Annotated in this window: 28 protein-coding genes and 1 riboswitch; of the genes, 7 read left to right on the top strand and 21 right to left on the bottom strand. The window is 71.2% G+C overall.

What is annotated here, in order from left to right:
• The first annotated feature begins 135 nt into the window (after positions 1–135).
• The 5 genes from ABEA82_RS31790 (at position 136) to ABEA82_RS31770 (ending at position 4,841) form a co-directional block, all read left to right on the top strand.
• Positions 136–885: an ABC transporter ATP-binding protein gene (locus ABEA82_RS31790; protein WP_345665165.1), complete on the top strand. Its 750-nt coding sequence runs from the start codon at positions 136–138 to the stop codon at positions 883–885.
• The gene (locus tag ABEA82_RS31785; protein ID WP_345665164.1) at positions 867–2,339 is read left to right on the top strand and encodes a hypothetical protein; all 1,473 of its coding nucleotides are present in this window, start codon (positions 867–869) and stop codon (positions 2,337–2,339) included. Before ABEA82_RS31790 ends, ABEA82_RS31785 begins: the two co-directional genes overlap by 19 nt.
• A gap of 98 nt (positions 2,340–2,437) precedes the next feature.
• Complete coding sequence (locus tag ABEA82_RS31780) at positions 2,438–2,845, top strand: VOC family protein (RefSeq protein ID WP_345665163.1); 408 nt, start codon at positions 2,438–2,440, stop codon at positions 2,843–2,845.
• Between the two features lie 23 nt (positions 2,846–2,868).
• Positions 2,869–3,993 (top strand): LOG family protein, encoded by a 1,125-nt coding sequence (locus ABEA82_RS31775; protein WP_345665162.1) that lies wholly within the window; start codon positions 2,869–2,871, stop codon positions 3,991–3,993.
• 143 nt (positions 3,994–4,136) lie between these two features.
• Positions 4,137–4,841, top strand: coding sequence for an LAETG motif-containing sortase-dependent surface protein (locus tag ABEA82_RS31770; RefSeq protein ID WP_345665161.1), 705 nt, complete (start codon positions 4,137–4,139; stop codon positions 4,839–4,841).
• Between the two features lie 91 nt (positions 4,842–4,932).
• On the opposite strand, the gene ABEA82_RS31765 is transcribed toward ABEA82_RS31770, so the two are convergent.
• The 4 genes from ABEA82_RS31765 to rlmN all read right to left on the bottom strand — a co-directional run bounded on the left by ABEA82_RS31765 (position 4,933) and on the right by rlmN (position 10,007).
• On the bottom strand, positions 4,933–5,952 hold the full coding sequence (locus tag ABEA82_RS31765) for an ABC transporter ATP-binding protein (protein ID WP_345665160.1): 1,020 nt from the start codon (positions 5,950–5,952) through the stop codon (positions 4,933–4,935).
• Positions 5,953–7,617, bottom strand: a complete 1,665-nt coding sequence (locus ABEA82_RS31760; RefSeq protein ID WP_345665159.1) for an ABC transporter permease — start codon at positions 7,615–7,617, stop codon at positions 5,953–5,955.
• Positions 7,593–8,630 (bottom strand): thiamine ABC transporter substrate-binding protein, encoded by a 1,038-nt coding sequence (locus tag ABEA82_RS31755; protein WP_345665253.1) that lies wholly within the window; start codon positions 8,628–8,630, stop codon positions 7,593–7,595. The genes ABEA82_RS31760 and ABEA82_RS31755 overlap by 25 nt, the downstream gene beginning before the upstream one ends.
• 124 nt (positions 8,631–8,754) lie before the next feature.
• Positions 8,755–8,861, bottom strand: a riboswitch (TPP riboswitch).
• Positions 8,862–8,900: 39 nt separating this feature from the next.
• Positions 8,901–10,007, bottom strand: a complete 1,107-nt coding sequence (rlmN, locus tag ABEA82_RS31750) for a dual-specificity RNA methyltransferase RlmN (RefSeq protein WP_345665158.1) — start codon at positions 10,005–10,007, stop codon at positions 8,901–8,903.
• Between the two features lie 82 nt (positions 10,008–10,089).
• On the opposite strand from rlmN, the gene ABEA82_RS31745 reads away from it, so the two are divergent.
• Positions 10,090–10,443: a DUF6233 domain-containing protein gene (locus tag ABEA82_RS31745; RefSeq protein ID WP_345665157.1), complete on the top strand. Its 354-nt coding sequence runs from the start codon at positions 10,090–10,092 to the stop codon at positions 10,441–10,443.
• Positions 10,444–10,462: 19 nt separating this feature from the next.
• Here ABEA82_RS31745 and ABEA82_RS31740 read toward each other — a convergent pair whose 3' ends face one another.
• The 6 genes from ABEA82_RS31740 to rpsB all read right to left on the bottom strand — a co-directional run bounded on the left by ABEA82_RS31740 (position 10,463) and on the right by rpsB (position 15,757).
• On the bottom strand, positions 10,463–10,912 hold the full coding sequence (locus ABEA82_RS31740; RefSeq protein ID WP_345665156.1) for an SRPBCC family protein: 450 nt from the start codon (positions 10,910–10,912) through the stop codon (positions 10,463–10,465).
• Positions 10,913–11,042: 130 nt separating this feature from the next.
• A complete protein-coding gene (locus tag ABEA82_RS31735) occupies positions 11,043–12,170 on the bottom strand; it encodes a phosphatidate cytidylyltransferase (RefSeq protein ID WP_345665155.1) in 1,128 nt (375 codons plus the stop codon).
• The gene (gene frr / locus ABEA82_RS31730) at positions 12,170–12,727 is read right to left on the bottom strand and encodes a ribosome recycling factor (protein ID WP_003993278.1); all 558 of its coding nucleotides are present in this window, start codon (positions 12,725–12,727) and stop codon (positions 12,170–12,172) included. Before frr ends, ABEA82_RS31735 begins: the two co-directional genes overlap by 1 nt.
• Positions 12,728–12,892: 165 nt before the next feature.
• Positions 12,893–13,651: a UMP kinase gene (gene pyrH / locus ABEA82_RS31725; RefSeq protein WP_010044452.1), complete on the bottom strand. Its 759-nt coding sequence runs from the start codon at positions 13,649–13,651 to the stop codon at positions 12,893–12,895.
• A 184-nt stretch (positions 13,652–13,835) separates the two neighbouring features.
• A complete protein-coding gene (gene tsf, locus ABEA82_RS31720) occupies positions 13,836–14,672 on the bottom strand; it encodes a translation elongation factor Ts (protein ID WP_345665153.1) in 837 nt (278 codons plus the stop codon).
• A gap of 152 nt (positions 14,673–14,824) precedes the next feature.
• Positions 14,825–15,757 (bottom strand): 30S ribosomal protein S2, encoded by a 933-nt coding sequence (rpsB, locus tag ABEA82_RS31715; protein WP_345665152.1) that lies wholly within the window; start codon positions 15,755–15,757, stop codon positions 14,825–14,827.
• 273 nt (positions 15,758–16,030) lie between these two features.
• Between rpsB and ABEA82_RS31710 the strand changes: the two genes are divergently transcribed.
• Entirely contained in the window at positions 16,031–16,609 is a 579-nt protein-coding gene (locus ABEA82_RS31710) for a murein hydrolase activator EnvC family protein (protein WP_345665151.1), read from the top strand.
• 175 nt (positions 16,610–16,784) lie between these two features.
• Here the strand turns inward: ABEA82_RS31710 and ABEA82_RS31705 are convergent, their stop codons facing one another.
• The 11 genes from ABEA82_RS31705 to lepB (ABEA82_RS31655) all read right to left on the bottom strand — a co-directional run bounded on the left by ABEA82_RS31705 (position 16,785) and on the right by lepB (ABEA82_RS31655) (position 26,221).
• Positions 16,785–17,342, bottom strand: a complete 558-nt coding sequence (locus ABEA82_RS31705; protein WP_345665252.1) for a TetR/AcrR family transcriptional regulator — start codon at positions 17,340–17,342, stop codon at positions 16,785–16,787.
• A 94-nt stretch (positions 17,343–17,436) separates the two neighbouring features.
• Entirely contained in the window at positions 17,437–18,279 is an 843-nt protein-coding gene (gene whiG, locus ABEA82_RS31700) for an RNA polymerase sigma factor WhiG (RefSeq protein ID WP_345665150.1), read from the bottom strand.
• Positions 18,280–18,551: 272 nt separating this feature from the next.
• A complete protein-coding gene (gene dprA, locus ABEA82_RS31695; RefSeq protein ID WP_345665149.1) occupies positions 18,552–19,712 on the bottom strand; it encodes a DNA-processing protein DprA in 1,161 nt (386 codons plus the stop codon).
• Entirely contained in the window at positions 19,709–21,334 is a 1,626-nt protein-coding gene (locus tag ABEA82_RS31690) for a YifB family Mg chelatase-like AAA ATPase (RefSeq protein ID WP_345665148.1), read from the bottom strand. Before ABEA82_RS31690 ends, dprA begins: the two co-directional genes overlap by 4 nt.
• A complete protein-coding gene (locus tag ABEA82_RS31685; RefSeq protein WP_345665147.1) occupies positions 21,334–21,735 on the bottom strand; it encodes a YraN family protein in 402 nt (133 codons plus the stop codon). The genes ABEA82_RS31690 and ABEA82_RS31685 overlap by 1 nt, the downstream gene beginning before the upstream one ends.
• A 113-nt stretch (positions 21,736–21,848) precedes the next feature.
• Positions 21,849–22,157 (bottom strand): DUF2469 domain-containing protein, encoded by a 309-nt coding sequence (locus ABEA82_RS31680; protein WP_003993268.1) that lies wholly within the window; start codon positions 22,155–22,157, stop codon positions 21,849–21,851.
• A gap of 56 nt (positions 22,158–22,213) precedes the next feature.
• Positions 22,214–22,738 carry an NUDIX hydrolase gene (locus ABEA82_RS31675; protein ID WP_345665146.1) on the bottom strand — a complete coding sequence of 175 codons (525 nt, stop codon included), beginning with the start codon at positions 22,736–22,738 and terminating at the stop codon, positions 22,214–22,216.
• Complete coding sequence (lepB, locus tag ABEA82_RS31670; RefSeq protein WP_345665145.1) at positions 22,728–23,507, bottom strand: signal peptidase I; 780 nt, start codon at positions 23,505–23,507, stop codon at positions 22,728–22,730. Before lepB (ABEA82_RS31670) ends, ABEA82_RS31675 begins: the two co-directional genes overlap by 11 nt.
• 51 nt (positions 23,508–23,558) lie before the next feature.
• Positions 23,559–24,521: a signal peptidase I gene (gene lepB, locus ABEA82_RS31665; protein ID WP_345665144.1), complete on the bottom strand. Its 963-nt coding sequence runs from the start codon at positions 24,519–24,521 to the stop codon at positions 23,559–23,561.
• On the bottom strand, positions 24,409–25,500 hold the full coding sequence (lepB, locus tag ABEA82_RS31660) for a signal peptidase I (RefSeq protein ID WP_345665143.1): 1,092 nt from the start codon (positions 25,498–25,500) through the stop codon (positions 24,409–24,411). Before lepB (ABEA82_RS31660) ends, lepB (ABEA82_RS31665) begins: the two co-directional genes overlap by 113 nt.
• Positions 25,493–26,221, bottom strand: coding sequence for a signal peptidase I (gene lepB, locus ABEA82_RS31655; protein ID WP_345665142.1), 729 nt, complete (start codon positions 26,219–26,221; stop codon positions 25,493–25,495). The genes lepB (ABEA82_RS31660) and lepB (ABEA82_RS31655) overlap by 8 nt, the downstream gene beginning before the upstream one ends.
• Between the last annotated feature and the right edge of the window lie 32 nt (positions 26,222–26,253).

Raw genomic sequence — 26,253 nt, 5'->3', positions numbered from 1 at the left:
GCGGCCCGGGGCCGCGTGCTGTCCGGCGTCCCGCCGCCTTCTGCCTAGCGTGCCAAGTGACTGATCGGTCCTGCCTTCGTTCCCCCGCACGGGGGATGACACGGGAACTACGGATCTGAACCGAGGTGTACGCACATGGAGGCCCCGCCGGACAACGACGTGCTCTGGGCACGCGCGCTGCACTTCCAGCACGAGGACGGCTCCCCCGCGCTCAGCGGTGTCTCGCTCGGCGTCCGGGAGGCCGAGATCCTCGCCGTCAGCGGCGCGCGCGGCAGCGGCAAGACGACCCTGCTGCGGTGCCTGTCCGGACTGCTGCCCGTCCGGCGCGGCGAGGTCTGGTTCAACAGCGTGCCCGTGCACACCATGGGCCCCCTCACCCGGGAGCGCCTGCGCCGCGACCGCTTCGGCTGGATCGACCCGGCCCCCACGCTGGTCCCGGAGCTCAACGCCTGGGAGAACACCGCCCTGCCGCTGATGCTGCGCGGCACCAGCCGGCGCCGCGCCAAGAAGGCGGCCCTGGAGTGGCTGGAGCGGCTGGACATCGGCGAGAGCGCCCGCAAGCGCCCGCACCAGCTGGTCCAGGCCGAGCGGCAGCGGGTCTGCATCGCCCGCGCCCTCGCCCCCGCCCCGTCGGTGCTGTTCGCCGACGAGCCCACGGCGCCCCTGCACCGCGCCGATCGCGCCCACGCGCTGCGCACCCTCACCACGGCGGCCCGCTCCCACGGCATCACGGTCGTCCTGGCCACCCACGACCCGGAGACCGCGGCGCTCGCCGACCGCACGCTGTCCCTGATCGACGGGCGGTGCGTCCAGACGGTGCACCTGCCTCCGGTCCCCGAGACCGCCGAGCCGAAAGGCCGGGCGGCGTGCTCGCTCTCCGTCTGACCCGCGACGCCCACCCCGCCGTCCAGCTGCGCCGCCTCCTGGTCGCCGCCGCCTCGGCGGGCACGGCCTTCCTGCTGCTCTGCGCCCTGGGCTACGCCATGGGCCACCCCGGCTCCCCGGGCACCGGCCTGCTGCGCCTGGCCTGGTGCGCCCCTCCGCTGGCCGCCACGGTGTACTTCGCGGTCGCGGTGGCCCGCACCGACCCCGGCACCAAGCCCCGCCCCGGCCTGTCCGCGATCGGCCTGGGACCGGTGCGTCTGATGGCCGTCTCGGCGACGACGACGGCCCTGTCCGGCACGCTGGGCTCGATGCTGGCCCTGCTGTTCTTCCTGCATCTGCGCGGCGACCTGACGGGCATGCCCTTCGACGGTGCCGCCGCCGACTTCCTCGCCGCGGGCCGGCCGCTGCCGCTGCCCGGGACCCTGACCCTGCTCGCGGTCGTGCCCCTGGGCGCGTCGATCGCGGTCGCCCTGACCCTGCGGCCGACGGAGGCGGGGCCGGCCCCGGCGCCGACGGGCCCGACGTACGGCCGCTTCGGCGCGTACCGGCGCACGAGCGCGCCCGAGACGTTCGGGACGTACGGCCGCTTCGGACGGCAGATCGTCCGGCCGACGGACAGCGGCGCCGGCGAGCCCGGCGAGCCGGCCGGGTCCGACGGGCAGCACGGCGCGCCTGCGCCGGCCCGGACGGGTGAGACCGTCCCGGCGACGGCCGCGGCCGTGCGCAGCGCCGGGACCGCGGTGAGCGTGGTCGACGAGCCCGCTCAGCCGTCCGGCCCGCACCCGGAGGCCCTGGACGCCGTGGCACCGGACACCGCCCCCGCCGTGTCGGACGCGGTCCTGCTCGACGCCCCCACCGCCGCGCCTTCCGGTCTCCCCTGGGGTATCGCCGTCCTGACCGCGGGTCTCGCCGTGGAGACCTACACGAGCCGCACCGCGCCCACGCCCCCCGACCTCACCTTCTCCGGTGCGGCCCCCGGCGTCCTGATGGGCTGGGCGCTGGCCGCCGTGGGCCTGGCCCTGGCCGGTCCGGGCCTGACCCATCTGTGCGGGCGGCTGCTCCAGTCGGCCCGCCCCGGCGCCCTCCGGCTGCTGGCCGGCCGGGTCCTGATGGCGGAGGCCTCCCGTGTCGGCCGCCCCCTGGGCGTGGTCTGCGCGGTGCTGTCGGCCGCGTACGCCATGGTGCTGCTGCACGGCCCGGACGGACTGTCGCTCGGTCCGCTCACCACCCTCGGCGTGGTCCTCGTGACCGGGTGCACCGTGGCGACGCTCCTCACGGCCGCCGTCGAGGCCCGGCAGACGCGCTCCGAGACCACCGCCGCGCTGGTGCGGCTCGGCGCCCCCGCGAGGATGCTGCGCGGCGCCGCCCTCCTCCGCGCGGGTGCGCTGCTCGCCCTGTTCGGTCCGCTCACCCTGACGGTCGCCGAACTGGCGGCGCTGCCCCTGGCGCACTGAGAACTCGTTCGAGAAAAATCCCCGGACGGCGATGAGTTCCGCGCCGGGCCCCGGTCTGTACCCGCGTAACGACACGGACCCGTTGGGAGAGACCTCACATGTACCAGCAGATGATCTTCGTGAACCTGTGCGTCACCGACCTCGACGCCTCGAAGAAGTTCTTCACCGAGCTCGGCTACACGATCAACGAGCAGTTCAGCGACGCCACCACCGCCTCCGTCGTGATCAGCGAGACCATCGTGGTGATGGTGCACACCGGCGAGAAGTACTCCCAGTTCACGAAGAAGGAGATCGCGGACTCGAAGAGGACCAGCGAGGTGCTGATCGCGCTGAGCGCCGAGAGCCGGGAGAAGGTCGACGAGCTGGTCGAGAAGGCGGTCGCGGCGGGCGGCTCCGTCACCGGCGAGACCCAGGACCACGGTTTCATGTACGGCCGTGCCTTCGACGACCCGGACGGCCACACCTTCGAGGTCGTGTGGATGGACCCGGCCGCCGTCCAGGGCTGAACCCGTGTGCCTAGCATGGGCGGGTGCAGACGATGCCCGCCCATGCGGCCCACCATGACGACCGTGAGATAGAAACGCTCGAGGAGTTCGACGCGACCGTCTCGGCGCGCGGGACGCTCGCGGGCTACCGCGTGCAGGCCGTCGATCTGACGGACCGTACGCGCGAACTGCTCGGCACGGACACGACGGGCGCGGTCTTCCTCGGCTGCGCGATGCGCGAGGAGGCCGCGGCGAAGATCCGCGCGGACGGCGCCCTGGTCTTCCCGCCGGTCCCGGACCTGCCCTTCGACCCGTACCGCGGCCTGGTCTACTCGCCGGACGAACTCTTCACGTCTCTGGCCGACGGCTACGAGGCCACGCCCGACGCCCGCGCGTACGCCTGGTTCCAGCGGACCAAGGCGGACGGGGACATCTACGCGTCCATGCTGCGCGCGGTGCACGACGACTCCGTCTCGGACGCGCTCGACGAACTCCTCTCCGGCGCCCGGGTCGTGGGGGTGATGGGCGGCCATGCCATGGCCCGCGGCACCGAGGAGTACGCGGGGGCCGCACGGCTCGGCAGGGAGCTGGCCCGCGCCGGTTTCACCGTCGCGACCGGTGGCGGCCCGGGCGCGATGGAGGCGGCGAACCTCGGCGCGTACGCCGCCCCGTTCGGCGACGAGATGCTCACCGAGTCCCTCGAACTGCTCGCCAAAGCACCGCACTTCACGCCGTCGATCACCCAGTGGGCGTCCGCCGCCTTCGAGATCCGCGCCCGCTGGCCGCAGGGCGGCCGCTCCGTCGGCATCCCGACCTGGTTCTACGGCCACGAGCCGCCGAACGCCTTCGCCTCGCACCTCGCCAAGTACTTCGCCAACGCCACCCGCGAGGACGGCCTGCTGGCCCGGTCCACCGCGGGCGTGGTGTTCCTGCCGGGCGCCGCCGGAACCGTGCAGGAGATCTTCGACAACGCGACGCCGAACTACTACGAGTCGCGCGGTGAGCCGACCCCGATGGTGCTGGTCGACCGGACGCACTGGACGGAGAGGCTGCCGGCCTGGCCGCTGCTCCGGTCGCTGGCCAGGGAGCGCTCGATGGAGGCGCGGATCGCGCTGGTGGAGCGGATCGAGGAGGCGCCGGAGGCGTTGAAACGTCTCGGCGGGCAATAAGAAGGCAAAGCAAGTGCTTGCAAGCTGCATATGCGTTGACACTACTTATGCGGCGCTTATAGACCTGTGAGCCTCCCGGTAGTGCTGATGCTCAGTCAACACTGCTTCAACCCCCCTCTTTTCACATCCTGTAAAGGACAAACGTGGCAGTTCTGTCCGTATCCCACCGCGCACGTGCCGTGCGCATCCTCGGTGTCGTCTCCGCCTCGGCCGCGCTCGCGCTCGGTGCCTCCGGTACCGCGCTCGCCTGCAACATCAGCGAGTTCTCGGCCGAGGCGAAGTGCGATGGCGACAAGGGCGTCATCACCGTCACCGACGTGGACCCCGCCGGTGTCCCGGCGACGGTCACCGTGTACCTGGAGAACAACGGCGCCGACGTGAAGAAGGTCGGCGAGCAGGTGGTCAAGGGCTCCAGCGAGGGCACCAGCATCACCTTCACCGAGAACTGGAAGCCGAGCGCGGAGTACCGCATCCACGTGAAGGCCGCTCCGTACGTCGACGAGGACATCAAGGAGAACCTCGTCACCCCGGCCACGGCCTGCAAGAAGGAGGAGGAGCCCCCGGCTTCGACTCCCCCGGCCTCGACTCCCCCGGCGACGCCGACCCCCTCGGCCTCCCCCTCGAAGCCCGCCGAGGAGACGGACACCCCGGCTCCGGAGCCGTCGCAGAGCGAGAGCACCACGCCGGCGGGCAACGCGCCCGGCCCGGCCGGGGACTCCAACCTCGCCGAGACCGGCGCCAACTCCAACACCGGCATCATCGCCGGTGTCGCGGCGGCCCTGGTCGTCGTCGGTGGCGGCGCGGTGTTCTTCGGCATGCGCCGTCGCGGAGCGAACAACGACAGCTGACACCCGCGGCACACCGTGATGTGGCCCGTCCCCTGTCGCAGGGGGCGGGCCACGTTCCGTCTGTCCGCACGTCCCCGGGCGCGCGGGACGCTCAGCCCAGCACCGCGGTCTCGGCCGCGTCGAACTCCACCCCGACCTCGTCCCCGACCTCCGGGGCCGCCCGCAGTGCGCACGCCGCCTCCAGGCGTGGCGCGTCCTTCGGCTGGAGGTGGACGGAGACGTGGGTGCCCTTGAAGGTGCGGGCGGTCACCGTGCAGCGCAGGCCCGCGTCGGCGGGCACCAGGCGTACGCCGGCGGGGCGTACGAGGACGGTCCGGCTGCCCTGCGGGGCACCCTCCGGCACCGGCACCTTGCCCCACGGCGTGTCCGCGGCCTCCGCCCCGACCGTCGCCTCGACGACGTTCTCGAAGCCGAGGAACCGGGCCACGAACGCGTCGGCGGGCCGCTGCCACACCTCAAGGGGCGTACCGGACTGGGCGATCCGCCCGTCCCGCATCACCACGACCCGGTCGGCCAGCGCGAAGGCCTCCCCCTGGTCGTGCGTGACGGCGAGCACGGTCGTGCCCAACCGGCCGAACAGCTCCTTCAGTTCGACGACCAGCCGCTCCCTGAGCGAGCGGTCGAGCTGGCCCAGCGGCTCGTCCAGCATCAGCAGTCTCGGGCTCGGCGCGAGGGCCCGGGCCAGCGCCACCCGCTGCTGCTCCCCGCCGGACAGCGCCGCGACGGCCCGGCGGTCCGCGCCCGGCAGCCCGACCAGCTCCAGCAACTCCTGCACGCGCTCGGCCTGTTGCCGCTTCTGCGCCCCGTGCATCCGCAGTCCGAAGGCGACGTTGCCGCCGACGTCCCGCTGCGGGAACAGCTGATGGTCCTGGAACATCAGCCCGACGCCACGCCGGTGCGCGGGGATGCCCGCCTGGTCGTGTCCGTCGAGCACCACGCGCCCGAAGTCCAGCGGCTGTAGCCCGGCCACCGCCCGCAGCAGGGTCGACTTGCCGCTGCCGCTGGGCCCGAGCACGCACACGATCTCGTGTTCGGCGACCTCCAGGTCGACGGCGTCCAGCACGGCCCGCCCGCCGAAACGGACCGTCGCGCCCTCAAGGCTCAGCAGCATCTAGAACTCCCCGGTCCGGTCCGTCCGCAGCTTCTCCAGCACCAGCAGCGCCACGGCGCACACCACCATCAGAATCGTCGAGAGGGCCATCGCCTGGCCGTAGTTCAGATCACCGGGCCGGCCCAGCAGCCGCGCCACGGCCACCGGCAGCGTCGGCCGGTCCGGCCGCGCGATGAACACCGTCGCCCCGAACTCGCCGAGCGAGACCGCGAAGGCGAACCCGGCCGCGATCAGCAGCGCCCGCCGCACCATCGGCAGGTCCACCTCCCGCCACACCCGCCAGGGCGAGGCCCCCAGCACCGCGGCCGCCTCCCGCAACCGCACGTCCACCGCCCGCAGCACGGGCAGCATGGTCCGCACGACGAACGGCACCCCGACCAGCGCCTGCGCGAGCGGCACCAGGATCCACGACGACCTCAGGTCCAGCGGCGGCTCGTCGAGCGCGATCAGGAAGCCGAAGCCGACGGTCACCGCGGACACCCCTAGCGGCAGCATCAGCAGCGCGTCGAACCCGCGCACGAACCGCCCGGCGTCCCGGCGCGTGAGCGCGGCAGCGGCGAGAGCGCCGATCACCACGGCGATGAGGGTGGCGGCGACGGCGTAGGACAGGGAGTTGCCGATCGCCTCGATGGGCGGGACCAGGAACACTCCCCCGTCGTTCCTCATCAACGCCCGGTAGTAGCCGAACCCGGCCGCGCCCAGGGACCGCTGCACCAGCACGGCGAGCGGCAGCAGAAGCAGCACGAGGACGGTGACCAGCACCCCGCCCAGCAGCGCCCACTGCCCGGCGCCGCGCGGCCGGCGCGCGGTCACGGAGGCGTCCACCAGCCGCAGCGCGGTCTCCCGCCGCCGTACGGTCCAGGCGTGCAGGGCGAGGATCGCGCCCACCGCGACGAACTGGATCAGCGTCAGGACGGCCGCCGTGGACAGGTCGAAGATCTCCGACGTCTGCCGGTAGATCTCCACCTCCAGGGTGGAGAAGGTGGGCCCGCCGAGGATCTGCACGACACCGAAGGAGGTGAAGGTGAACAGGAAGACCATGAGCGCGGCGGCGGCCACGGCGGGAGCCAGCGCCGGGAGCGTGACCCGTCGCCAGGCCGTCAGCGGCGACGTGCCGAGCATCCGTGCGGCCTCCTCCTGCCGCGGGTCGAGCTGCGCCCAGAGCCCGCCGACGGTCCGTACGACGACCGCGTAGTTGAAGAAGACGTGCGCGAGCAGGATCGCCCACACGGTGGTGTCCAGCCGCACGCCCCACAGCTCGTCGAGCAGCCCGCCCCGCCCGACCAGCGCCAGGAACGCCGTGCCGACGACGACCGTCGGCAGCACGAACGGCACGGTCACGACCGCCCGCAGGACCTGCTTGCCCGGGAAGTCCAGGCGCGCGAAGACGTAGGCGCCGGGAAGCGCCACGAGCAGGGTGAGCGCGGTGGAGACGAGCGCCTGCCAGGTGGTGAACCACAGGACGTGCCGGACATCGGGCTGCGCGAGCACCTCGCCGATCCGCCCGAGCTGCCAGGCCCCGTCAACCTTCAGACCGCGCGCGACGATCGCGGCGACGGGGTAGGCGAAGAAGACCGCGAAGAACGCGACGGGCACGGCGAGGAGCCCGAGCCGCGCCGCGTTCCCGCGCGTCCTGCGCGCTACTTCAGTACGAGCGAGGTCCATGACTTGACCCACTGGTCACGGTTGTCGGCGATCTTCGCCGGGTCCATGGTCTCGGGATCCTTGGCCTGCGGCCCGTACTTCACGAACTCCGGCGGCACCTGGGCGCCCTCGCGCACCGGGTGGACGAACATGTTGAGCGGCATGTCCTCCTGGAACCTCTTGGTGAGCAGGAAGTCGAGGAACGCCTTGCCGCCCTTGGTGTTCCCGGCATTGCTGAGCAGCCCGGCGTACTCGACCTGCCGGAAGCAGGTGCCCTCGGCGACCCCGGTCGGCGCGGTGCTCGGCTTCGGGTCCGCGAAGAGCACCTCGGCGGGCGGCGAGGAGGCGTAGGACACGACGAGCGGCCGGTCGCCCTTGGCCTTCTTCCCGCCGGCCGAGCCGGAGAACTCCTCGTTGTAGGCCTGCTCCCAGCCGTCGACGACCTTGACGCCGTTGGCCTTGAGCTTCTTCCAGTAGTCCTGCCAGCCCTCGTCGCCGTACTTCGCGGCGGTGCCGAGCATGAAGCCGAGGCCGGGCGAGGAGGCGGAGGCGTTCTCGGTCACGAGCAGGTTCTTGTACCGGGGCTTGACCAGGTCGTCGAAGCTCTTCGGCGGCTCGAGCTTGTGGTCGGCGAAGTACTTCTTGTCGTAGTTGACGCAGATGTCGCCGGTGTCGACGGGCGTGACCCGGTGCTGGTCCTGGTCGACGCGGTACTCGGGCTTGACCTGGTCGGAGCCCTTCGCCTCGTACGGCTGGAAGAGCCCGTTGTCGAGGGCGCGGGACAGCAGGGTGTTGTCGACGCCGAAGAAGACGTCGCCCTGCTGGTTGTCCTTGGTCAGGATCGCCTTGTTCACCGCCTGCCCGGCGTCGCCGTCCTTCAGGACGTTCACCTTGTAGCCGGACTGCTTCTCGAAGGCCGCGATGACGTCCTTGGACACGGCCCACGAGTCGTGGCTGACGAGGGTCACGGTCTTGGAGTCGCCGGATCCCTGGGCGCCGCCGGAGGACCCGCAGGCGGCGAGTGTGCCGGCCATGCCGAGTCCGACGACCACCGCCGTCAGCCGCTTTGTCTTGTTGCTCACTTGATTCCTCCTGGAGGACCAGGAGAAGACGCGGCCCTGCCCGGGACTTCAAGGGGTCCCGGGCAGGGCGCAACAGCTCGAGTGGTGACCGATCTCCCTACCCAGAATGACCTGGGCCAGGTTCGGAGGGTCTGCGGCCGTGTGCCGCACTCTCAGCGCTGTGGCGCTCCCCTGTCGGAATATGCAGATGTCGAATATGCAGATGTTCTTACGCCGGTCAGACTACCGTTCGGTGGCCGCGAGCTGACCACACGCCCCGTCGATCTCCTGACCCCGGGTGTCCCGGATCGTCACCGGCACACCGTGCGCGGCGATGGCCTCCACGAACGCCTTCTCGTCCTCGGGCCGCGAGGCGGTCCACTTGGACCCGGGCGTCGGGTTCAGCGGAATCAGGTTCACGTGCACGGGCTTGCCCTTGAGCAGCCGCCCGAGCCGGTCACCGCGCCAGGCCTGGTCGTTGATGTCCCGGATCAAGGCGTACTCGATGGACAGCCGCCGCCCGGACTTGGCGCTGTACTCGAAACCGGCGTCCAGCACCTCGCGCACCTTCCACCGCGTGTTCACGGGGACGAGGGTGTCGCGCAGTTCGTCGTCGGGCGCGTGCAGCGAGATGGCGAGGCGGCACTTGAAGCCCTCGTCGGCGAACCGGTGGATGGCCGGGACGAGCCCCACCGTCGAGACGGTGATCCCGCGCTGCGAGAGCCCCACTCCGTCGGGCTCGGGGTCGGTGAGCCGCCGGATGGACCCGATGACCCGGTTGTAGTTGGCGAGCGGCTCGCCCATGCCCATGAACACGATGTTGCTGAGCCGCGCCGGCCCGCCGGGGACCTCCCCGTCCCGCAACGCCCGCATGCCGTCCACGATCTGGTGGACGATCTCGGCGGTGGACAGATTCCGGTCCAGCCCCGCCTGCCCGGTCGCGCAGAACGGGCAGTTCATCCCGCACCCGGCCTGCGAGCTGATGCACATGGTCACCCGGTCCGGGTACCGCATCAGCACCGACTCGACGAGCGTCCCGTCGAACAGCCGCCACAGCGTCTTGCGGGTGGTGCCCTGGTCGGTCGACAGATGCCGCACGACCGTCATCAGCTCGGGCAGCAGCGCCTCCCGCAACTTTCCGCGGGCACCGGCCGGGATGTCGGTCCACTGCTCCGGATCGTGCGCGTACCGCGCGAAGTAGTGCTGCGAGAGCTGCTTGGCACGAAACGGCTTCTCCCCGACCGCGGCAACGGCCTCCTTGCGCTCGGCAGGAGTGAGATCGGCGAGATGCCGCGGCGGCTTCTTGGCTCCGCGGGGGGCGACGAATGTGAGTTCTCCGGGCTTAGGCATGGCCCACCCAGTGTCGCAGATCCATACGGGTGCACCGGGGCCGGTGGCGCTCGCCCCTTCCGTCGAAACTAAAATCGAATGCGTGAACGATTCCTCGCCGTCCCGTCTGGATCTGCTGCTCTTCGCGCGCCGTGTCGTGGTGCAGCAGGCGAGGGCCGCGCTGGCCCAGCTGGACCGGTGGATCACCGATGAGCAGCGCCGGGAGGCGGAGCGCCTAAGGGGCGAGGAGATGCGGCCGGCCCCGCCCGAGTGGCTGATCGAGCGGGGCCTGGACAAGAGGAACCTGGTCGCGGTGCACACCGGGGACTGCTGGAAGGTGACGAAGAGCGGCAGGTGCGTGGACGCCTCCCGGGCACAGGCTCTCGACGCCCTTCGCCGGCAGGTGCCGGCGTGCACGCACTGCCGCCCCGACACGGCGCTCGGCTTCCTGGAGTAGGCCGCCGAGGGCCCGCCGCCTACTCTCCCGTGTGCTCCAGCCGGTCCTTGAGGAGCTGCTCGTTGCGCGGCAGTTCCTTGCGGACCTGGGGGCGTACGACGAGCGGCACCAGCACCTTGCCGACGCCGTGGCCCTCGAAGTCGATGTCGATCGTCACGTGCGAGCGCCGGCCCTCGTCGAACGGCTCGACCTCGCCGTGCACCCGGGCCCGGACCGGGCCGTCGACACCGCGCATGGCCCAGCTGCGCGGCGGATCGTACTCGGTGACCTCCATGGTCATCGGCATGACGCGGCGGCCTACGTGCCGGGTCACGCGGACCCGGTTCCCGAGGCCTACGGGGCCTTCGTCGAGGCGCTCGACGGAGACGGCGCTCAGCTGCCACTCCGGCATGTGCTGGGCGTCCATGACGTAGTCGTAGACGTCCTCGGGACGGCGGTCGACATCGATGGTCTCTCGGATGATGGACATGATGACCCCCTTTGCGAGGTACATCTGAATTACATCTGAATCGTCCCACTTGAGTACCCCGGCCGTCTTGCCGAGACGGCAACGAGCTCCCGCCCTGCCGGACGGGAGCTCGCTGACGAAGCAGGCCGGTTCAGCCCGACCCGACGAAGAGCACGAGGAGCAGCCACACCACCGGAGCCGTCGGCAGCAACGAGTCCAGCCGGTCCATGATGCCGCCGTGCCCCGGCAGCAGGGTGCCCATGTCCTTGATGCCGAGGTCCCTCTTGATCATGGACTCGCCGAGGTCGCCGAGCGTGGCGCTGACCGCGACCGCGAGGCCGAGCAGCAGGCCCTGCCACCAGGCGCCGTCGTCGATCAGGAACTCCATGCACAGCGCGCCCGCGACCATGGCGAAGGTGACCGCGCCGATCAGGCCCTCGCGGGTCTTGCCGGGGCTGATGCGCGGGGCGAGCTTCGTCCTGCCGAAACGCCAGCCGACGGCGTAGGCGCCGGTGTCGCTGACGACCGTCAGCAGCAGGAAGGTGAGCACCCGCTCGGGCCCGTCTTCCGCCGTCAGCATCATCGCGACGAACGTCGCCAGGAACGGCACGTAGAACGCCGCGAAGACACCCGCCGTGACGTCTCTGAGGTAGTTCTCGGGCGGTTCCGTCATCCGCCACACGAGCACGGCCAGGGCCGTGAGCGCCATGGCGACCCAGGCGCCCTCGGCCCCCCGGACGTACCCCGCGACGACCATCGCGGCACCACCGAGCGCGAGCGGCACGAGGGGTGCCCGGATGCCCTTGCGCTCGTCCAGCCGCTTGGTCAGCTCCCACAGACCCACCACGACGGCGACCGCGACGACGCCGACGAACACGGCCTTGACGATGAACAGCGACGCGACGATCACCGCGCCGAGCCCGACGCCGACCCCTATCGCGGCGCTGAGGTCGCGCCCCGCGCTCTTCTTCTGCGGCTTGGGGGCCGGCTGTGCGGCGTCGGGCATGGGCTCCGGATTCGTCTCGTGTCGGACCGGGGCGCCGCTCAGCCGACCCACGCCCCGGTCGTCCTCCTGGTGACCGCCGAACTCGGCTACGTCGGGCACGATGGGCATGGGGCGAGTCTGAGGCGCTTCATGCGCATCGTATGCGGGACCCGCCTGAGCGGCTCCCCGGACGTACGCCTGGCCAGGGCTGGGGACATGCCCGTGGCCATGCCCTTGGTCGGTGGGCCCCCAGTACCCGGCCTGTGGCGGCGCCCCCCAGGAAGAGTCGTTCATCAGACCTCGAGCAGCTCCGCTTCCTTGTGCTTCAGGAGCTCGTCCACCTGCGTGACGTACTTCGCGGTGGTGTCGTCGAGCTCCTTCTCCGCACGGCGGCCCTCGTCCTCGCCGACCTCGCCGTCCTTGATCAGCTTGTCGATGGCTTCCTTGGCCTTGCGGCGCACGGAGCGGATCGAGATCTTCGCGTCCTCGCCCTTGCCCTTGGCGACCTTGATGTACTCGCGGCGGCGCTCCTCGGTCAGTTCGGGGAACACCACTCGGATGATGTTGCCGTCGTTGCTCGGGTTGACGCCCAGGTCGGAGTCGCGGATCGCCTGCTCGATGTTGCGCAGCGCGCTCTTGTCGAACGGGGTCACCACGGCCATGCGCGGCTCGGGCACCGAGAACGAGGCCAGCTGGTTGATCGGGGTCGGCGCGCCGTAGTAGTCGGCCACGATCTTGTTGAACATCGCCGGGTGCGCACGGCCGGTGCGGATCGCGGCGAAGTCCTCCTTGGCGACCACGACGGCCTTCTCCATCTTCTCCTCGGCCTCGAGGAGGGTCTCTTCGATCACCACTTGCTCCTGCGTGTCTTGAGTAGGCCCGGCTGCGGTTCCATGTGGGGCGGCGGCCGGCTGCGTCGCGTCTTCTTCTGAACGGTTCCCGACCGGCGGGACATTGTCCATCCCCCGGCCCGGCTCCGTCCCCGTCCGTCCCCCGGACGGGGTTGTTCTCGGGTCTCAGTCCCGGCTGCCGGGGTCCCCCACCAGCGTGCCGATCTTCTCACCCTTGACGGCGCGCCCGATGTTGCCCTCCGCCAGCAGCTCGAAGACCACGATCGGGAGCTTGTTGTCGCGGCACAGGGTCACGGCGGTGGCGTCGGCGACCTTCAGGTCGCGGGTGATGACCTCGCCGTAGCCGAGGTGGTCGAACTTCACCGCGTCCGGGTTGGTCTTCGGGTCGGAGTCGTAGACCCCGTCCACGCCGTTCTTGCCCATCAGCAGCGCCTCGGCGTCGATCTCCAGGGCGCGCTGCGCGGCGGTGGTGTCGGTGGAGAAGTACGGCATGCCCATCCCGGCGCCGAAGATCACCACACGGCCCTTCTCCAGGTGCCGCACGGCGCGCAGCGGGATGTACGGCTCGGCGACCTGGCCCATGGTGATGGCGGTCTGCACCCGGCAGTCCACGCCGACCTTCTCCAGGAAGTCCTGGAGGGCGAGGCAGTTCATGACGGTGCCGAGCATGCCCATGTAGTCGGAGCGGGCCCGGTCCATGCCACGCTGCTGGAGTTCGGCACCGCGGAAGAAGTTGCCGCCGCCGATGACGACCGCGATCTGCGCGCCGTCGCGCACGACGGCCGCGATCTCACGGGCGATCTTGTGCACCACGTCGGGGTCGACGCCCAGGCCCCCACCGCCGGAGAAGGCCTCTCCGGACAGCTTCAGCAGAAACCGGCCGCGCACTTTGCCGTCGTCGCTCTTCTGGGCCTTGGTGGTCATGGGGGATCCCGCCTCTTTCACGTGTTGCACATACGAAGAAGGCCATTGCCGGTGGGGCGTGGTTCGCATCCCATACGGCAATGGCCTCCTCGTCAGATCTGCTGTCGTCCGCCACCCATGTGACGGCGTACACGGACGACTGCTGCCGACCCTATCGGGGTCGGGCGTCGATCGCGGTACGGACTCAGATGCCGACCTTGATGCGCGCGAAGCGCTTCAGGGTGACACCGGCCTCGTCCAGGACCTTCTGGACGGACTTCTTGTTGTCGAGCGCGTAGGGCTGGCCGAGCAGCGTGGCGTCCTTGAAGAAGCCGTTGAGGCGACCCTCGACGATCTTCGGCAGGGCGGCCTCGGGCTTGCCCTCGGCGCGGGTGGTCTCCTCGGCGACGCGGCGCTCGGACTCGACGACCTCGGCCGGGACGTCCTCCTTGGAGAGGTACTTCGGCGCGAAGGCGGCGATGTGCTGGGCGACGCCCTTGGCGATCTCCGCGTTCGGCTTGTCCAGCTCGACGAGGACACCGATCTGCGGGGGCAGGTCGGGCATCGTGCGGTGCATGTACGCCGTCACGTAGCCGTCGGCGAACTGCGCGAAGCGGTCCAGGACGATCTTCTCGCCGAGGTTGGCGTTGGCCTCGTCGACGAAGGCCTGGACGGTCTTGCCGGGCTCGATCTCGGAGGCGAGCAGGGCCTCGATGTCGGCGGGGGCGGTCTTGGCGACGTGCTCGGCGATGGTGTTGGCCACGGCCTGGAACTTGTCACCCTTGGCGACGAAGTCCGTCTCGCACTTCAGCTCGACGATGACACCGGAGGAGTTGTCGTCGGCGATGACCGAGACGACAGCACCGTTCTCGGCGGAGCGGCCCTCGCGCTTGGCGACGCCCTTCTGGCCCTTGATGCGGAGCGCCTCGACGGCCTTCTCGACGTTGCCCTCGGCCTCGTCCAGCGCCTTCTTGCAGTCCATCATGCCGGCGCCCGTGAGCTCACGGAGCTTCTTGACGTCGGCGGCGGTGTAGTTCGCCATGAGTCTGTGAATCTCTCTCGAAGTCTGGAAGATCGAAGATCTGCGGACGCGCCCCGTGGAGCCGGGGGGCGCTGTCCATCCGCTGACCTACGGGTGAACGGCGGGAGCGGACTTCATGTCGCGCGCTCCCGCCGTCACCTCGGACTGACGGGTCAGGCCTGCTCGGCCTCGGCGGCCTTCTCGCCCTCGGCCGGCTTCTCGTCCTCGGCCGGCTTCTCGGCCTCGGCCTCGACGGCGGGGGCGGCCTCGGCGGCCGGAGCGGCCTCGGCGGCGGGGGCAGCCTCGGCGGCGGGGGCAGCCTCGTCGGCCTTCTTCTCGCCCTCGAGCAGGTCGCGCTCCCACTCGGCCAGCGGCTCGCCCGCGGCCTTCTCGCCCTTGCCCTCGGTGGCGACACCGCTGCGGGCGATGAGGCCCTCGGCGACGGCGTCGGCGATGACACGGGTGAGCAGGGTGACGGAGCGGATCGCGTCGTCGTTGCCCGGAATCTTGTAGTCGACCTCGTCGGGGTCGCAGTTGGTGTCGAGGATCGCGACGACCGGAATGTTCAGCTTCCGGGCCTCACCAACGGCGATGTGCTCCTTCTTGGTGTCCACGATCCAGACGGCGCTGGGCACCTTCTGCATCTCGCGGATACCACCGAGGGTCTTCTCCAGCTTGGCCTTCTCGCGCGAGAGCACGAGAAGCTCCTTCTTGGTGAGACCGGACGCGGCGACGTCCTCGAAGTCGATCTGCTCGAGCTCCTTGAGGCGCTGCAGACGCTTGTAGACGGTCGAGAAGTTGGTGAGCATGCCGCCCAGCCAGCGCTGGTTGACGTAGGGCATGCCGACGCGGGTGGCCTGCTCGGCGATGGCCTCCTGCGCCTGCTTCTTCGTGCCGACGAACATGACCGTGCCGCCGTGGGCGACGGTCTCCTTGACGAACTCGAAGGCGCGGTCGATGTACGACAGCGACTGGAGCAGGTCGATGATGTAGATGCCGTTGCGCTCCGTGAAGATGAAGCGCTTCATCTTCGGGTTCCAACGACGGGTCTGGTGACCGAAGTGGACGCCGCTCTCCAGCAGCTCCCGCATCGTGACGACGGCCATGGCCGTATCTCCTTGATTTTCTCGGTTGTGCCGCGGATGCCGGACGGCTTCCGCGCCTGACGCCCACTGCGCGCCGTGCCACGAGGGACCGAGGGGCGCTGATACGGCCCATTGCCGGGATACGTATCGGGGCGTGCGAAGTCGACCCGGTGACCCGGATCGCCACCAGAATTGTACGGGACCCGCGGGGCACCCGGTGACGCCGTTGTCCACAACCGGCGGATGGTCCACAGCCAGGGGCTCCGACAGGCGCCGCTCCGGGACGCTTTCCCCATGCGACTGAACCGATGTGTCCGCGTATGTACACGACTGATCCTGCTGCTGCTCCTCACGGCGTGGGCCTTGCTGGCCCCACCACCGCGGCTGCTCGCGGCGGGCGCCCCCGTCGGGGATGTCGCCGTGCCGGCGGTCGGCCGCGCGTGGCCCGTCGGCTCACGCCCCCCGGTCCTGCGCGGCTGGGAACCCCCGGCGACGGTCTACGGCCGGGGCCACCGGGGCGTGGACCTGGCGGCGGCGCCCGGAACACCGGTCCGGGCCGTGGCGGCTGGCAGGGTCGCCTTCGCGGGCCGGGTGGCCGGCAAGGGAGTGGTCTCGGTGGAACTGGCCGGGACCGGAGACCCGCCCCTGCGCACGACCTACGAACCGGTGACGGCGTCGGTGGAACAGGGCGACGAGGTGGACCCGGGCGAGGTGATCGGCACGGTGGACCCGACGGGCTCGCACTGCACGGCTACGTGCGTCCACTGGGGACTGCGCCGCGGCGAGACCTACCTGAACCCCTTGTCGCTCCTGCCCCCGTGGCTCCTGAGCCGAGGCCCGTCTCGACTCCTGCCGGTCCACGGAACCACTTAGCTGCGGGCAGTCGTGTCGCTGGGGCGATGGGGGTCCCCCCTGCTCGAGCGAAGCCGAGGGCTTGGGGGAGGGTGGGCGGTGGGGGCGCCTCCCCGCTCGAGCGAAGTCGAGAGCTCGGGGGAGGCACCCAGCAACGCCGGGTTGCACACTCACCGGCCCCGGGCACAGACAGGTCTCAGCCCCGCACACCCCGCAGCACCATCCCCACCGCCGCCTCCGCGATAACGGCCGGCTCCTCCGCCGCCCCCAGCTCGACCCTCCGCACGGCCGCGTCCACGACCCCCTGCACCAGCATCGCCGCGAGCCGGGGCTGCTCATGCCCCATCTCCCCCAGCGCCTCGACGATCATCGCGACAAGCCCCCCGTGCGCCGCCCGGATCTTCTCCCGCGCCCCCGCGTCCAGCTCACTCGCGGAGATCGCGACCACGGCCCGGTGCCGCCGGTCCCCGACCAGCTCCAGCTGCTGCCGCACATACGCCTCGACCTTGGCCTCGGGCGTCCCGGCCCGCTCCATCGCCGCCGACACCTCCGCCGCCCAGACGGGAAAGTCGACCTCGCACAGCTCCTCGACCACGGCCGCCCGGGACCGGAAGTACTCGTAGACGGAGGACCGCGCGAGGCCCGTCCGCTCGGCGAGGGCCGGGAAGGTCAGCGCCTCCGTACCACCCTCGGACAACAAGGAACGAGCCGCGTCCAGCAGGGCGGCTCGCTGCATCGACCGGTGCTCGGCCACGGAGGCCGCTCGAATCCTTGGCACGTCAACCACTTTACGGACGCGCCCCGCCCGAGGGGAGTGGCTTCTGCCGACCTGCGGTCATCCGGCCAGGTCAGCGACCGAAGCTCGCCAGTTTCGCTCTCAGCTGGAGCACCGACTTGGTGTGGATCTGACTGACCCGGCTCTCCGTCACGCCCAGCACGTTGCCGATCTCGGCGAGGGTGAGGCCCTCGTAGTAGTACAGCGTGACCACGGTCTTCTCCCGCTCGGGCAGCGTGTTGATCGCCCGCGCCAGGAGTCTTCGCAGCTCCCGGTCCTCGGCGACCTCCACGGGGTTGTCGGCGGCGGTGTCCTCCAGCGTGTCCATGAAGCTCAGGCCGTCGCCACCCTCGCCCCCGGCGTGCAGCAGCTCCTCGAGGGCCACCACGTTGGCCAGCGACAGCTGGCTGAACACCGCGTGGAGCTCCTCCACCGCGATGCCCATCTCGGCGGCGACCTCGCCCTCCGTCGGTGTCCGCCGCAGCCGCGCCTCCAGGGTCGCGTACGCCCTCTCCACGTTCCGCGCCTTCTGCCGCACGGACCGCGGGATCCAGTCCAGCGCCCTGAGCTCGTCGATCATCGCGCCGCGGATCCGCGTGATCGCGTACGTCTCGAACTTGATCTCCCGGTCGATGTCGAACTTCTCGATCGCGTCGATCAGCCCGAACACCCCGGACGAGACGAAGTCTGCCTGCTCGACGTTGGACGGCAGGCCCACGCTGACCCGTCCGGCGACGTACTTCACGAGCGGCGAGTAGTGCAGGATCAGCTGTTCCCGCAGTCGCTCGTCCCCCGTCGCCTTGTACGACCGCCACAGCTCGTCGAGCGTCGAGGGAGCGGGCGGCCGCACGCTGCCACCGTCACGGGCGGCTGGGGGGATCGCCGCCCGGTCGGACCCGGAGGTGTGCTGGGGCATTCGTCGCCTTGTGCCGTTCTGCTGCGGAGTGGTGCTGCTGGGGTGGGCTGTCTGTCTGATGTCGAGTTGCCTGTCCGTGTCGGGATCCTTGTGAGCGTAGCGTGACTGTGGTGTCGCGGTGTGCGAAGAGCGGAGGTCGAGGTGCGCGCAGATACGTTCCGGAAGGCCTTCCGCCAGGTTGCCGCGGCCGTTCGGTGTGATCACCGGAGAACCCCAACTGGGCGAATTTCCAAGGGGTGTCGGGGTTCCCCCGGACGGCCGAACCGGTCGGGTCACGATGGTGCGGCGGCGCCGCGGACCGACATCATCGCCTGGCGTGTCAACTTCCAGCCGTCGTCGTGTCGTTCGACGTAACCGAGTGCCCGTAGTTCGTACAGCCTCGCGACCGCGTCGTCCTGCGTGGTCTGAGCGCCGCGGGCGATCTCGTCCGGCCGGGCCGCCCGCCGGGCCGGCAGCGCGGCGAGCACCTGCCGGGTGGCCTGTTCCAGCAGGTCGCGGGGCAGGACGGGGCCACGCCGGTCGGGAGCCAGCTGTCCGATGTCTCCGACCAGTTCGACGACGTCCGCGGCGTCGGTGACCAGGGTCGCCTCGCCGCGCAGCAGTTCGTGCACGCCGGCGGACAGGCCGCTGGTGACGGGGCCAGGCACACCCATCGTGAGCCGGCCGAGGCGCTGGGCCGCCCGGGCCGTGACCAGGGAGCCGCTGCGGTGGGCGGCCTCGACGACCACGGTGCCGCGGGTGAGCGCGGCGATCACCCGGTTCCGCAGGATGAACCTGCTCGGCGTCGGGTGGTCGCCGGGGGGCAACTCCCCCACGACAAGTCCTTGGTCGGCGATCCTGGTGATCAGCTGGGTGTGTCCGCGCGGGTAGGGGCGGTCGACGCCGCAGGCGAGGACCGCGACGGTGGCGCCGCCCGCGCCGAGGGCACCGCGGTGCGCGGCGCCGTCGACCCCGTAGGCCCCGCCGGACACCACGACCCAGCCCTGTTCGGCGAGGCCGGTGGCGAGGGTGGCCGCCATGTGGGCCCCGTACTCGGTACAGGCCCGGGCCCCCACGACGGCGACGGACCGCAGCGCCCACATCCGCAGGCCGGCCCGCCCCCGCACCCACAGGCCCAGCGGCCTGGCATCCCCGAGATCGTCGAGCTGTCCCGGCCACTCCACGCCGCCGGGGCAGACGAACCGCACCCCGGCGTCCTGTGCGACGGCGAGATCCTGACGCGGCCGCGCCGCCCCGGCCCTGGCCAGCAGCCCGGCCCACCGCTTGCCGCTCACCCCGGGCAGAGGCAGCCCGCGCTCCACCAGCCGCCGGGCCACTTCCCGCACCCCGAACTCACGCACCCACCGCCCACCGACCTCGTCGCCTGGCTCGATGACACGGGTGAGGAAGACCCGGGCGAGCAGTTCGTCGTCCGGTGGGCCGGTGACGCTCACGTCAGCGCTCCGATGGCCATGGGGACGCCCCTGGGCACGCCGGTGCGCAGCTGGAGCGCGAGCGCGACGTCCGTCGCGTCGGGCCGGTCGTGGCCGACGAGATCGGCGACGGTCCAGGCCACGCGCAGGACGCGATCGAGGCCGCGGGCGGTCAGGACGCCCCGCTCCAGGTTCCGCTCGGCCTCGTCCATCGCGCCCGGCGCGGCGTACCAGCGGCTGCGCAGCTCACGGCCGGGTACCTCGCTGTTGGTGTGCCACGGGGTGCCGGCGAGGCGCTCCGCGGCCCGCTCCCGGGCCGCCCGCACCCGGTCGGCGACCGTCGCGGTGGACTCGCCCCGTGCCCCGCGGGTGGTCAGCTCGGTGCGGGTGACGCGGTCCACCTCGACGCGCAGGTCGACCCGGTCCAGCAGCGGGCCGGAGAGCCTGGCCTGGTAGCGGCGGATCGCCGAGGGCGGGCACTCGCACAGATCGTCCCGCTGGGAGAAGCGGCCGCAGGGGCAGGGGTTGGCCGCGAGCACCATGAGGAACTTCGCCGGGAAGCGCACGACTCCCGCGCTGCGCGCGATCACGACGTGCCCTGCCTCCAGCGGCTGGCGCAGGGCGTCCAGGGCCCGGCCGCTGAACTCGGGCGTCTCGTCCAGGAACAGAACGCCCCGATGGGACAGCGACACCGCGCCGGGCCGTGCGACGCCCGGGCCGCCGCCGACGAGCGCCTGCATCGTGGCCGAGTGGTGCGGGGCGCAGTAGGGGGCGACGTCGATCAGGGGCTTGCCCGGGGGCAGCAGTCCCGCCACGGAGTGGACCGCGGTGACCTCCAGGGACTCCTGCCGGCCCAGTCGGGGCAGGATGGCGGGCAGTCGCTCCGCGAGCATCGTCTTGCCGGCGCCGGGAGGCCCTTCCAGGAACAGGTGGTGTCCGCCGGCCGCGGCCACCTCCACCGCCGTGCGCGCGGAGATCTGACCGACGACGTCCTCCAGGTCGTGGCCCTGGTCGTGCTGGGCCGCGCCCCCGCTGTGCATGCCCGTGGCCGCGCCCGTGCCCGGGACGCGCAGGCCGGCGAGGAGCGGATCCGGGCGGCCCGGTCCGTCCGGTTCCTCGTCGGGCACGGGTTCGTCGGCCAGGACGGCGATCAGCTGCCGCAGGCTGCGCACGCCCAGCACGGAGACCCCGGGCACGAGGGACGCTTCGGCGGCGGCGCACTCCGGCACCACCACCTGCTCGTACCCGGCGTCAGCCGCCGCCAGCACCGCCGGCAGCACGCCCCGCACCGGCCGCACCCGTCCGTCCAGCCCCAGTTCGCCGATCATCACGATGTCGGCGAGGACCCGTGGGTCGATGCGCTCCGCCGCGCCGAGGACCGCCGCCGCGACGGCCAGGTCGAAGCCGCTGCCCGATTTCGGGACCGAGGCCGGGCTCAGGCCGACCGTGAGTTTCTTCTGGGGCCAGGCCGCGCCCGAGTTGACGACCGCGGCGCGCACCCGGTCCCGGCTCTCCGTGAGACTCTTGTCGGGCAGTCCCACCAGCGTGAACGCCGCGACGCCCGGTTCGAGGTCGGCCTGTACCTCGACGACCACGCCCTCGACACCCACCAGCGCCACCGAACACGTACGGGCGAATCCCATCAGGCCACCCCCCGCACGTGCTCGACCACGGCCGCGCCGCGGGCCGGCAGCAGGACCCCGACGACGTCGATGCGGACCCCGCCGGGCGGTGCGCCCCCGTGGGTCTGGATCCACCGCTCGGCGAGGTCCCGCAGGCGCTCCGCCTTCCGCGGGGTCACGGCCGCCATGGGATGCTCGAAGGGGCCTGCCCTGCGGGTCTTCACCTCGCAGACGACCAGGACGTCCCCGTCCCTGGCCACGATGTCGATCTCGCCGGCCCGGCCGGAGCGCCAGTTGCGCTCCAGCACCGTAAGACCGGCCTCTGCCAGCCGCCGTGCGGCCAGGCTCTCGCCGTACTTGCCCATGGCGCTGCGCGCCCGCTGTGCGTTCATGTCGGCACCACCTCCGGCGCCAACGATCACGCACCCGCCGCCACGAAGTGGATCTTGGTGGACGGCTCAGCGATTGTGGATAACCCCGTCACCCACCCGGTGGGTCACCCGGTCACCCACCCGTCCGTCACCCCGTGCCCCCGTCACCCGCTCGGCAGCTCGAGGTCGCTCTTGTTCAGCTCCTCGATGTTCACATCCTTGAACGTGAGGACCCGGACCTGCTTGACGAACCGTGCCGGCCGGTACATGTCCCACACCCAGGCATCCGCCATGGACACCTCAAAGAACACCTCACCCTGGACCGAGTGCACCTGCATCTCGTAGTCGTTGGTCAGGTAGAAGCGCCGCTCGGTCTCGATCACGTATTTGAACAGACCGACGACATCGCGGTACTCCCGGTAGAGCTTCAGCTCCATCTCGGTCTCGTACTTCTCGAGGTCCTCGGCGCTCATGGCATGTTCCCCTTCAGCCGTGCGATCCCACCATTGTGCGCCAGTACCGTGAGCCCTCAGACGATTTCCGGGTCAAGGATCACGGGCCTGGCCGGGGGACCTTCGTCGAGCAGCGTGCGCAGCAGCCCGGCGAGTCTGGTCGGATACACCGTCTCATGTGCCCGGGTCAGTTCCGGACACGTCCACCAGCGTGCTCCGGCGACACTGCGCCGTTCCAGCTCGGTCAGCCCCACGGCCTGGATCTCCGTGCGGTCCGTTCGAGCCAGGTAGTACCACTCGTCCTGGTCCCAGCGGCGGCCCGCGAACGGGAACGAGCACATCCGCCGCCACAGCACCGGGCCGAGCTCGACCTCGGTGATGCCCGTCTCCTCGGCGAGTTCCCTCAGTGCGGCTTCTTCACGGGTCTCGTCGCCCTCGACGCCGCCACCGGGGGTGAACCACCAGTCGTCGGCCGGGTCGTCGGGCTCGTGCCCGTGCAGCAGCAGGATGCGGTCCTGCGGGTCGAGCAGCACCACCCGGGCGACCTTGCGCAGCCCGCCCTCGTGGGTGTCCTCGCCCGGCCCCACGGCCTCAGCGGACACCTGCGGGCTCCGGGCTCTCCCGCCGGGCCCGGGCGGCGCCCGTGCGCTTGGCGATGGGCCCGTAGGCGCCCCCGCCGAGGACGAGCACGGCGCCGCCGATCACCAGGGCGATGATCGTCCGCAGCGGTCCGGGCGAGGACAGGGCGCCGAGCGCCTCGAAGCCGGTGGGGCGCGGCAGCATGCCGTTCATGGGGTAGACGACGGCGTCCACACGCGCGTCGACGGCGGAGCGCGCCACCGTGCCGCCCGCGGCGTCGGTCAGGTGGGCGGTGGAGTCCAGGGAGCTGCCGCGCTCGTCACCGAGCAGGAACAGCCGGCCCTCGGGAACGGTCACGGTCGGGAAACCGGTGATCTCGGCCGGCTCGCCCTTGGTCAGGTAGGGCTCGTCGATCTCCTTGCCGTTGACCTTCAGCTTGCCGTCCTGGCAGCAGGAGACCGTGTCGCCGCCGACGGCGACCACGCGCTTGACCATCGGCGCGTTGGCCCAGGTGGCGTCCTTGAAGACGACGACGTCCCCGCGGCGCACCTCGGCGCCGTCGACGCGCTGTGCGAGGATCCGGTCGCCCGCGGCGATCGTCGGCGTCATCGAACCGGTGGGCACGGTGTAGGGCCGGTAGACCACGGCTCCCCAGGCGAATCCCCCGAGGAACAGCACGAGGCCCAGCGCGACGGCCAGTCCGGACAAGCGCTGTCCGGTCCGGCTGCCCTCCGGGCCCGTGTCTGAGCCACCGCTGCGCGGGGCCGTGTGCGTCATGCTCTCGCCACCCATGGGTCCGCACCCTACCCGGGGGTACCGATCGGGGTCAGCCCGCCGTCGGAATCACTGCTTCCTGCGGCGCCACCACACCACCGGCACCACACCGGCGAGCGCGAGCCCCTGCGGCGCCGTCGGCAGACCGGCCGCGGCCGGCTGCGCGTTCAGGCCGCTCTGGTCGAAGGTGTCCGGCACCGGCAGGTTGTCCCAGCGGTTGACCGGCCAGGCGATGACGACGGCACGGCCGACGACGTCCTTCACCGGCACCATGCCGTGGTGCGCGTCCGACTGGTTGTAGCGGGAGTCCCGGGAGTTCTGCCGGTGGTCTCCCATGACCCAGATGTAGCCCTCGGGAACCTTTACCTTGAATTGGCCGCCCTGGTCGTCGACGCTGCACGGCGTGTTGCCGGCGTAGACGTACGACTTCTCGTCCAGCGCCTTGCCGTTGACCGTCAGCGGGCCGGTGTTCTTGCACTCGATCGTGTCGCCACCGACGCCGATGACGCGCTTGATGAGGTCCTTCTCCTCCGCGGACGGCATGAGGCCGATCCAGCTGAGGAACGTCTGGAGCGCGTTCGGCTCCGTCGTCGGCTCGCCCGCCAGCCAGTTGTCGGGGTCGTGGAAGACGACGACCTCTCCCCGCTCCGGCTCGGAGCCGAACCAGGGGGTGAGCTTGTCGACCAGTACGCGGTCGCCCTGCTGGAGCGTGTTCTGCATCGAGTCGGAGGGGATGGAGAACGCCTGCACCAGGAAGGTCTTGATCAGCAGCGCGAGCACCAGCGCGATGCCGATCAGGATGGGCAGCTCCTTCCAGAAGGAGCGCGGCTTCCTCGCTGTGCGGGCCGTGCCGCCCGGCCCCTGTCCCTCGGCTGTCGTGTGCTCGCCCGTCACCCTGTCGCCCTCAGCTGCCCCGGAGTCATTCCCGGAGGTCACGGCGCTGTCCGCGGCCGGGACGGCGGATTCCGCGGGGCTCCCGCTGTGCTCCTCGCCGTCGTGTCCGGACCGTGCGCCAACCGCCACATCCCCCACGCCAACTCCTCACTCTGTGCCGCCGCCTGCCCCATACGCGGCGCAGGCCCACCACTCCCATAACGAGCGGGAGTTCCGCAGGGGTCGGGAGCTGGATCGTTCCGTTCGAATCGTCGGAAGCAACCCTATGCGACAGCGGGGGCGCAGCGGTCGACCCGGTCCAGTCCGACACGGAGGCGTAGGTCTGTGGTTCGTCGAGCATGTTCCAGTGCCCGAAGGGCCAGGCGATGACCATGGCGCGGCCCACCACCTCGTCCTCGGAGACCGTGCCGCCGTAGTCGCGGTCCTGGTGGGCGCGGGAGTCGGCGGAGTTGTTCCGGTGGTCGCCCATCACCCACAGCCGGCCCTGGGGGACGGTGATCTCGAACGGCGTGTCGGACGGGGCGTTGCCGGGGTACAGGTAGTCCTCGTTCAGCGGGATGCCGTTGACGGTCACGCGCCCTTGTCCGTCGCAGCACTTGACGCGGTCACCGCCGACCCCGACGACCCGCTTGATGAGGTCCTTCTCGTTGTCGGACGGCAGCAGACCGATGAAGGTGAGCCCTTCCTTGACCTGCTTGATGACGACGGGGTCGTCCTTCGGAGTCGTCGTCTGCTCGTCCTGGAGCCAGCCACCGGGGTCCTTGAAGACGACGACGTCCCCGCGCTGTGGCTCGGAGCCGAACCACGGGGTGAGCTTGTCGACCAGTACGCGGTCGCCGATCTGGATCGTCTGCTCCATGGAGCCGGACGGGATGACGAAGGCCTGGACGAGGAACGTCTTCAGCACGAGAGCTATGAGGACGGCGACGCCGACGAGGAGAGGTATCTCCTTGACGGCGCCGCGCCTTCGGCGCCGCTTGACCTTGCGCTGGAGCTTGCGCCGCTCGGCGCGCGTACGGCCGCCGCCGGACGGGGCGGAGGCGCGCCGGGCGCCGGTGGGCAGCAGGTTCTCCGCGGCGTTGCTGACGACGCCGCGCGGTTTGCCTCGGTTACCCATGGGCGCCCGCCCTTCCGGCGGCGGAGGCGGGCACGCGCGCGTAGGCGTCGGGGCGGTGCAGGCGGACGGCGTGGCCGGCGGGCCAGACGATCCAGTCGGCCCGGCCGATCACGCCGGCGACCGGCACCATGCCGCCGCCCGGGGAGCCGAGGTGGTCACGGGAGTCGCTGGACCGGCTGCGATGGTCGCCGAGGACGAAGAGGGTGCCGCTCGGCACGACGACGTCGAAGGGCACCGTGGACGGGCTGTCGCCGGGGTACAGGAAACGCGACTCGTCGACCGGCCGGCCGTTCACCTGGATCCTCCCGTCCTTGTCACAGCAGACCACGTGGTCTCCCCCCACGCCTACAACGCGCTTGACGTAGTCCGCGTGCCCGAAGTACCCGGTCCCGTCGAACACGACGATGTCTCCCCGCTGCGGCGCGGCACCGAAACGGTATGCCAACTTATTTACGAGAACCCGGTCTCCGATCCTCAATGCCTTTTCCATGGATCCGCTGGGAATCTGGAACGGCCGCAGCACGAACGTACTGAGCAACAGCAGGAACAGCAGGCAGGCCAGCAGGGTCAGGGTGATCCGGCCGCCGGGCAGCCACTCGGCGGCACGTGCCACCAACGCGAAACGCGACCGTTCCTCCGGCCCTCCTGGGTCCGAGGTCTCCTCGGAGTCGGAAGGGCGGGAGGAGCGGTCGCGCTCCGTCGACTGTGCTTCGGTGTCCATCGGAGCCAGATGCTATCCGGCCCCGACGCGAA

This window comes from Streptomyces venetus (genome assembly GCF_039540295.1).
Taxonomy (GTDB): Bacteria; Actinomycetota; Actinomycetes; order Streptomycetales; family Streptomycetaceae; genus Streptomyces; species Streptomyces venetus.
Note: the sequence above shows the minus strand (reverse complement) of the source record. Positions and strands in the feature narration are given on the sequence as shown.

Excerpts from the sequence above, each read along its gene's own strand:
- ABEA82_RS31790 (WP_345665165.1), top strand. The coding sequence starts at position 136 with ATGGAGGCCCCGCCGGACAACGACGTGCTCTGGGCACGCGCGCTGCAC.
- ABEA82_RS31780 (WP_345665163.1), top strand. The coding sequence starts at position 2,438 with ATGTACCAGCAGATGATCTTCGTGAACCTGTGCGTCACCGACCTCGAC.
- ABEA82_RS31765 (WP_345665160.1), bottom strand. The coding sequence starts at position 5,952 with ATGCTGCTGAGCCTTGAGGGCGCGACGGTCCGTTTCGGCGGGCGGGCC.
- ABEA82_RS31760 (WP_345665159.1), bottom strand. The coding sequence starts at position 7,617 with ATGGACCTCGCTCGTACTGAAGTAGCGCGCAGGACGCGCGGGAACGCG.
- ABEA82_RS31755 (WP_345665253.1), bottom strand. The coding sequence starts at position 8,630 with ATGGCCGGCACACTCGCCGCCTGCGGGTCCTCCGGCGGCGCCCAGGGA.
- rlmN (WP_345665158.1), bottom strand. The coding sequence starts at position 10,007 with ATGCCTAAGCCCGGAGAACTCACATTCGTCGCCCCCCGCGGAGCCAAG.
- ABEA82_RS31740 (WP_345665156.1), bottom strand. The coding sequence starts at position 10,912 with ATGTCCATCATCCGAGAGACCATCGATGTCGACCGCCGTCCCGAGGAC.
- ABEA82_RS31735 (WP_345665155.1), bottom strand. The coding sequence starts at position 12,170 with ATGAACGACTCTTCCTGGGGGGCGCCGCCACAGGCCGGGTACTGGGGG.
- pyrH (WP_010044452.1), bottom strand. The coding sequence starts at position 13,651 with ATGACCACCAAGGCCCAGAAGAGCGACGACGGCAAAGTGCGCGGCCGG.
- tsf (WP_345665153.1), bottom strand. The coding sequence starts at position 14,672 with ATGGCGAACTACACCGCCGCCGACGTCAAGAAGCTCCGTGAGCTCACG.
- rpsB (WP_345665152.1), bottom strand. The coding sequence starts at position 15,757 with ATGGCCGTCGTCACGATGCGGGAGCTGCTGGAGAGCGGCGTCCACTTC.
- ABEA82_RS31710 (WP_345665151.1), top strand. The coding sequence starts at position 16,031 with ATGCGACTGAACCGATGTGTCCGCGTATGTACACGACTGATCCTGCTG.
- whiG (WP_345665150.1), bottom strand. The coding sequence starts at position 18,279 with ATGCCCCAGCACACCTCCGGGTCCGACCGGGCGGCGATCCCCCCAGCC.
- ABEA82_RS31690 (WP_345665148.1), bottom strand. The coding sequence starts at position 21,334 with ATGGGATTCGCCCGTACGTGTTCGGTGGCGCTGGTGGGTGTCGAGGGC.
- ABEA82_RS31680 (WP_003993268.1), bottom strand. The coding sequence starts at position 22,157 with ATGAGCGCCGAGGACCTCGAGAAGTACGAGACCGAGATGGAGCTGAAG.
- lepB (WP_345665145.1), bottom strand. The coding sequence starts at position 23,507 with ATGGGTGGCGAGAGCATGACGCACACGGCCCCGCGCAGCGGTGGCTCA.
- lepB (WP_345665143.1), bottom strand. The coding sequence starts at position 25,500 with ATGGGTAACCGAGGCAAACCGCGCGGCGTCGTCAGCAACGCCGCGGAG.
- lepB (WP_345665142.1), bottom strand. The coding sequence starts at position 26,221 with ATGGACACCGAAGCACAGTCGACGGAGCGCGACCGCTCCTCCCGCCCT.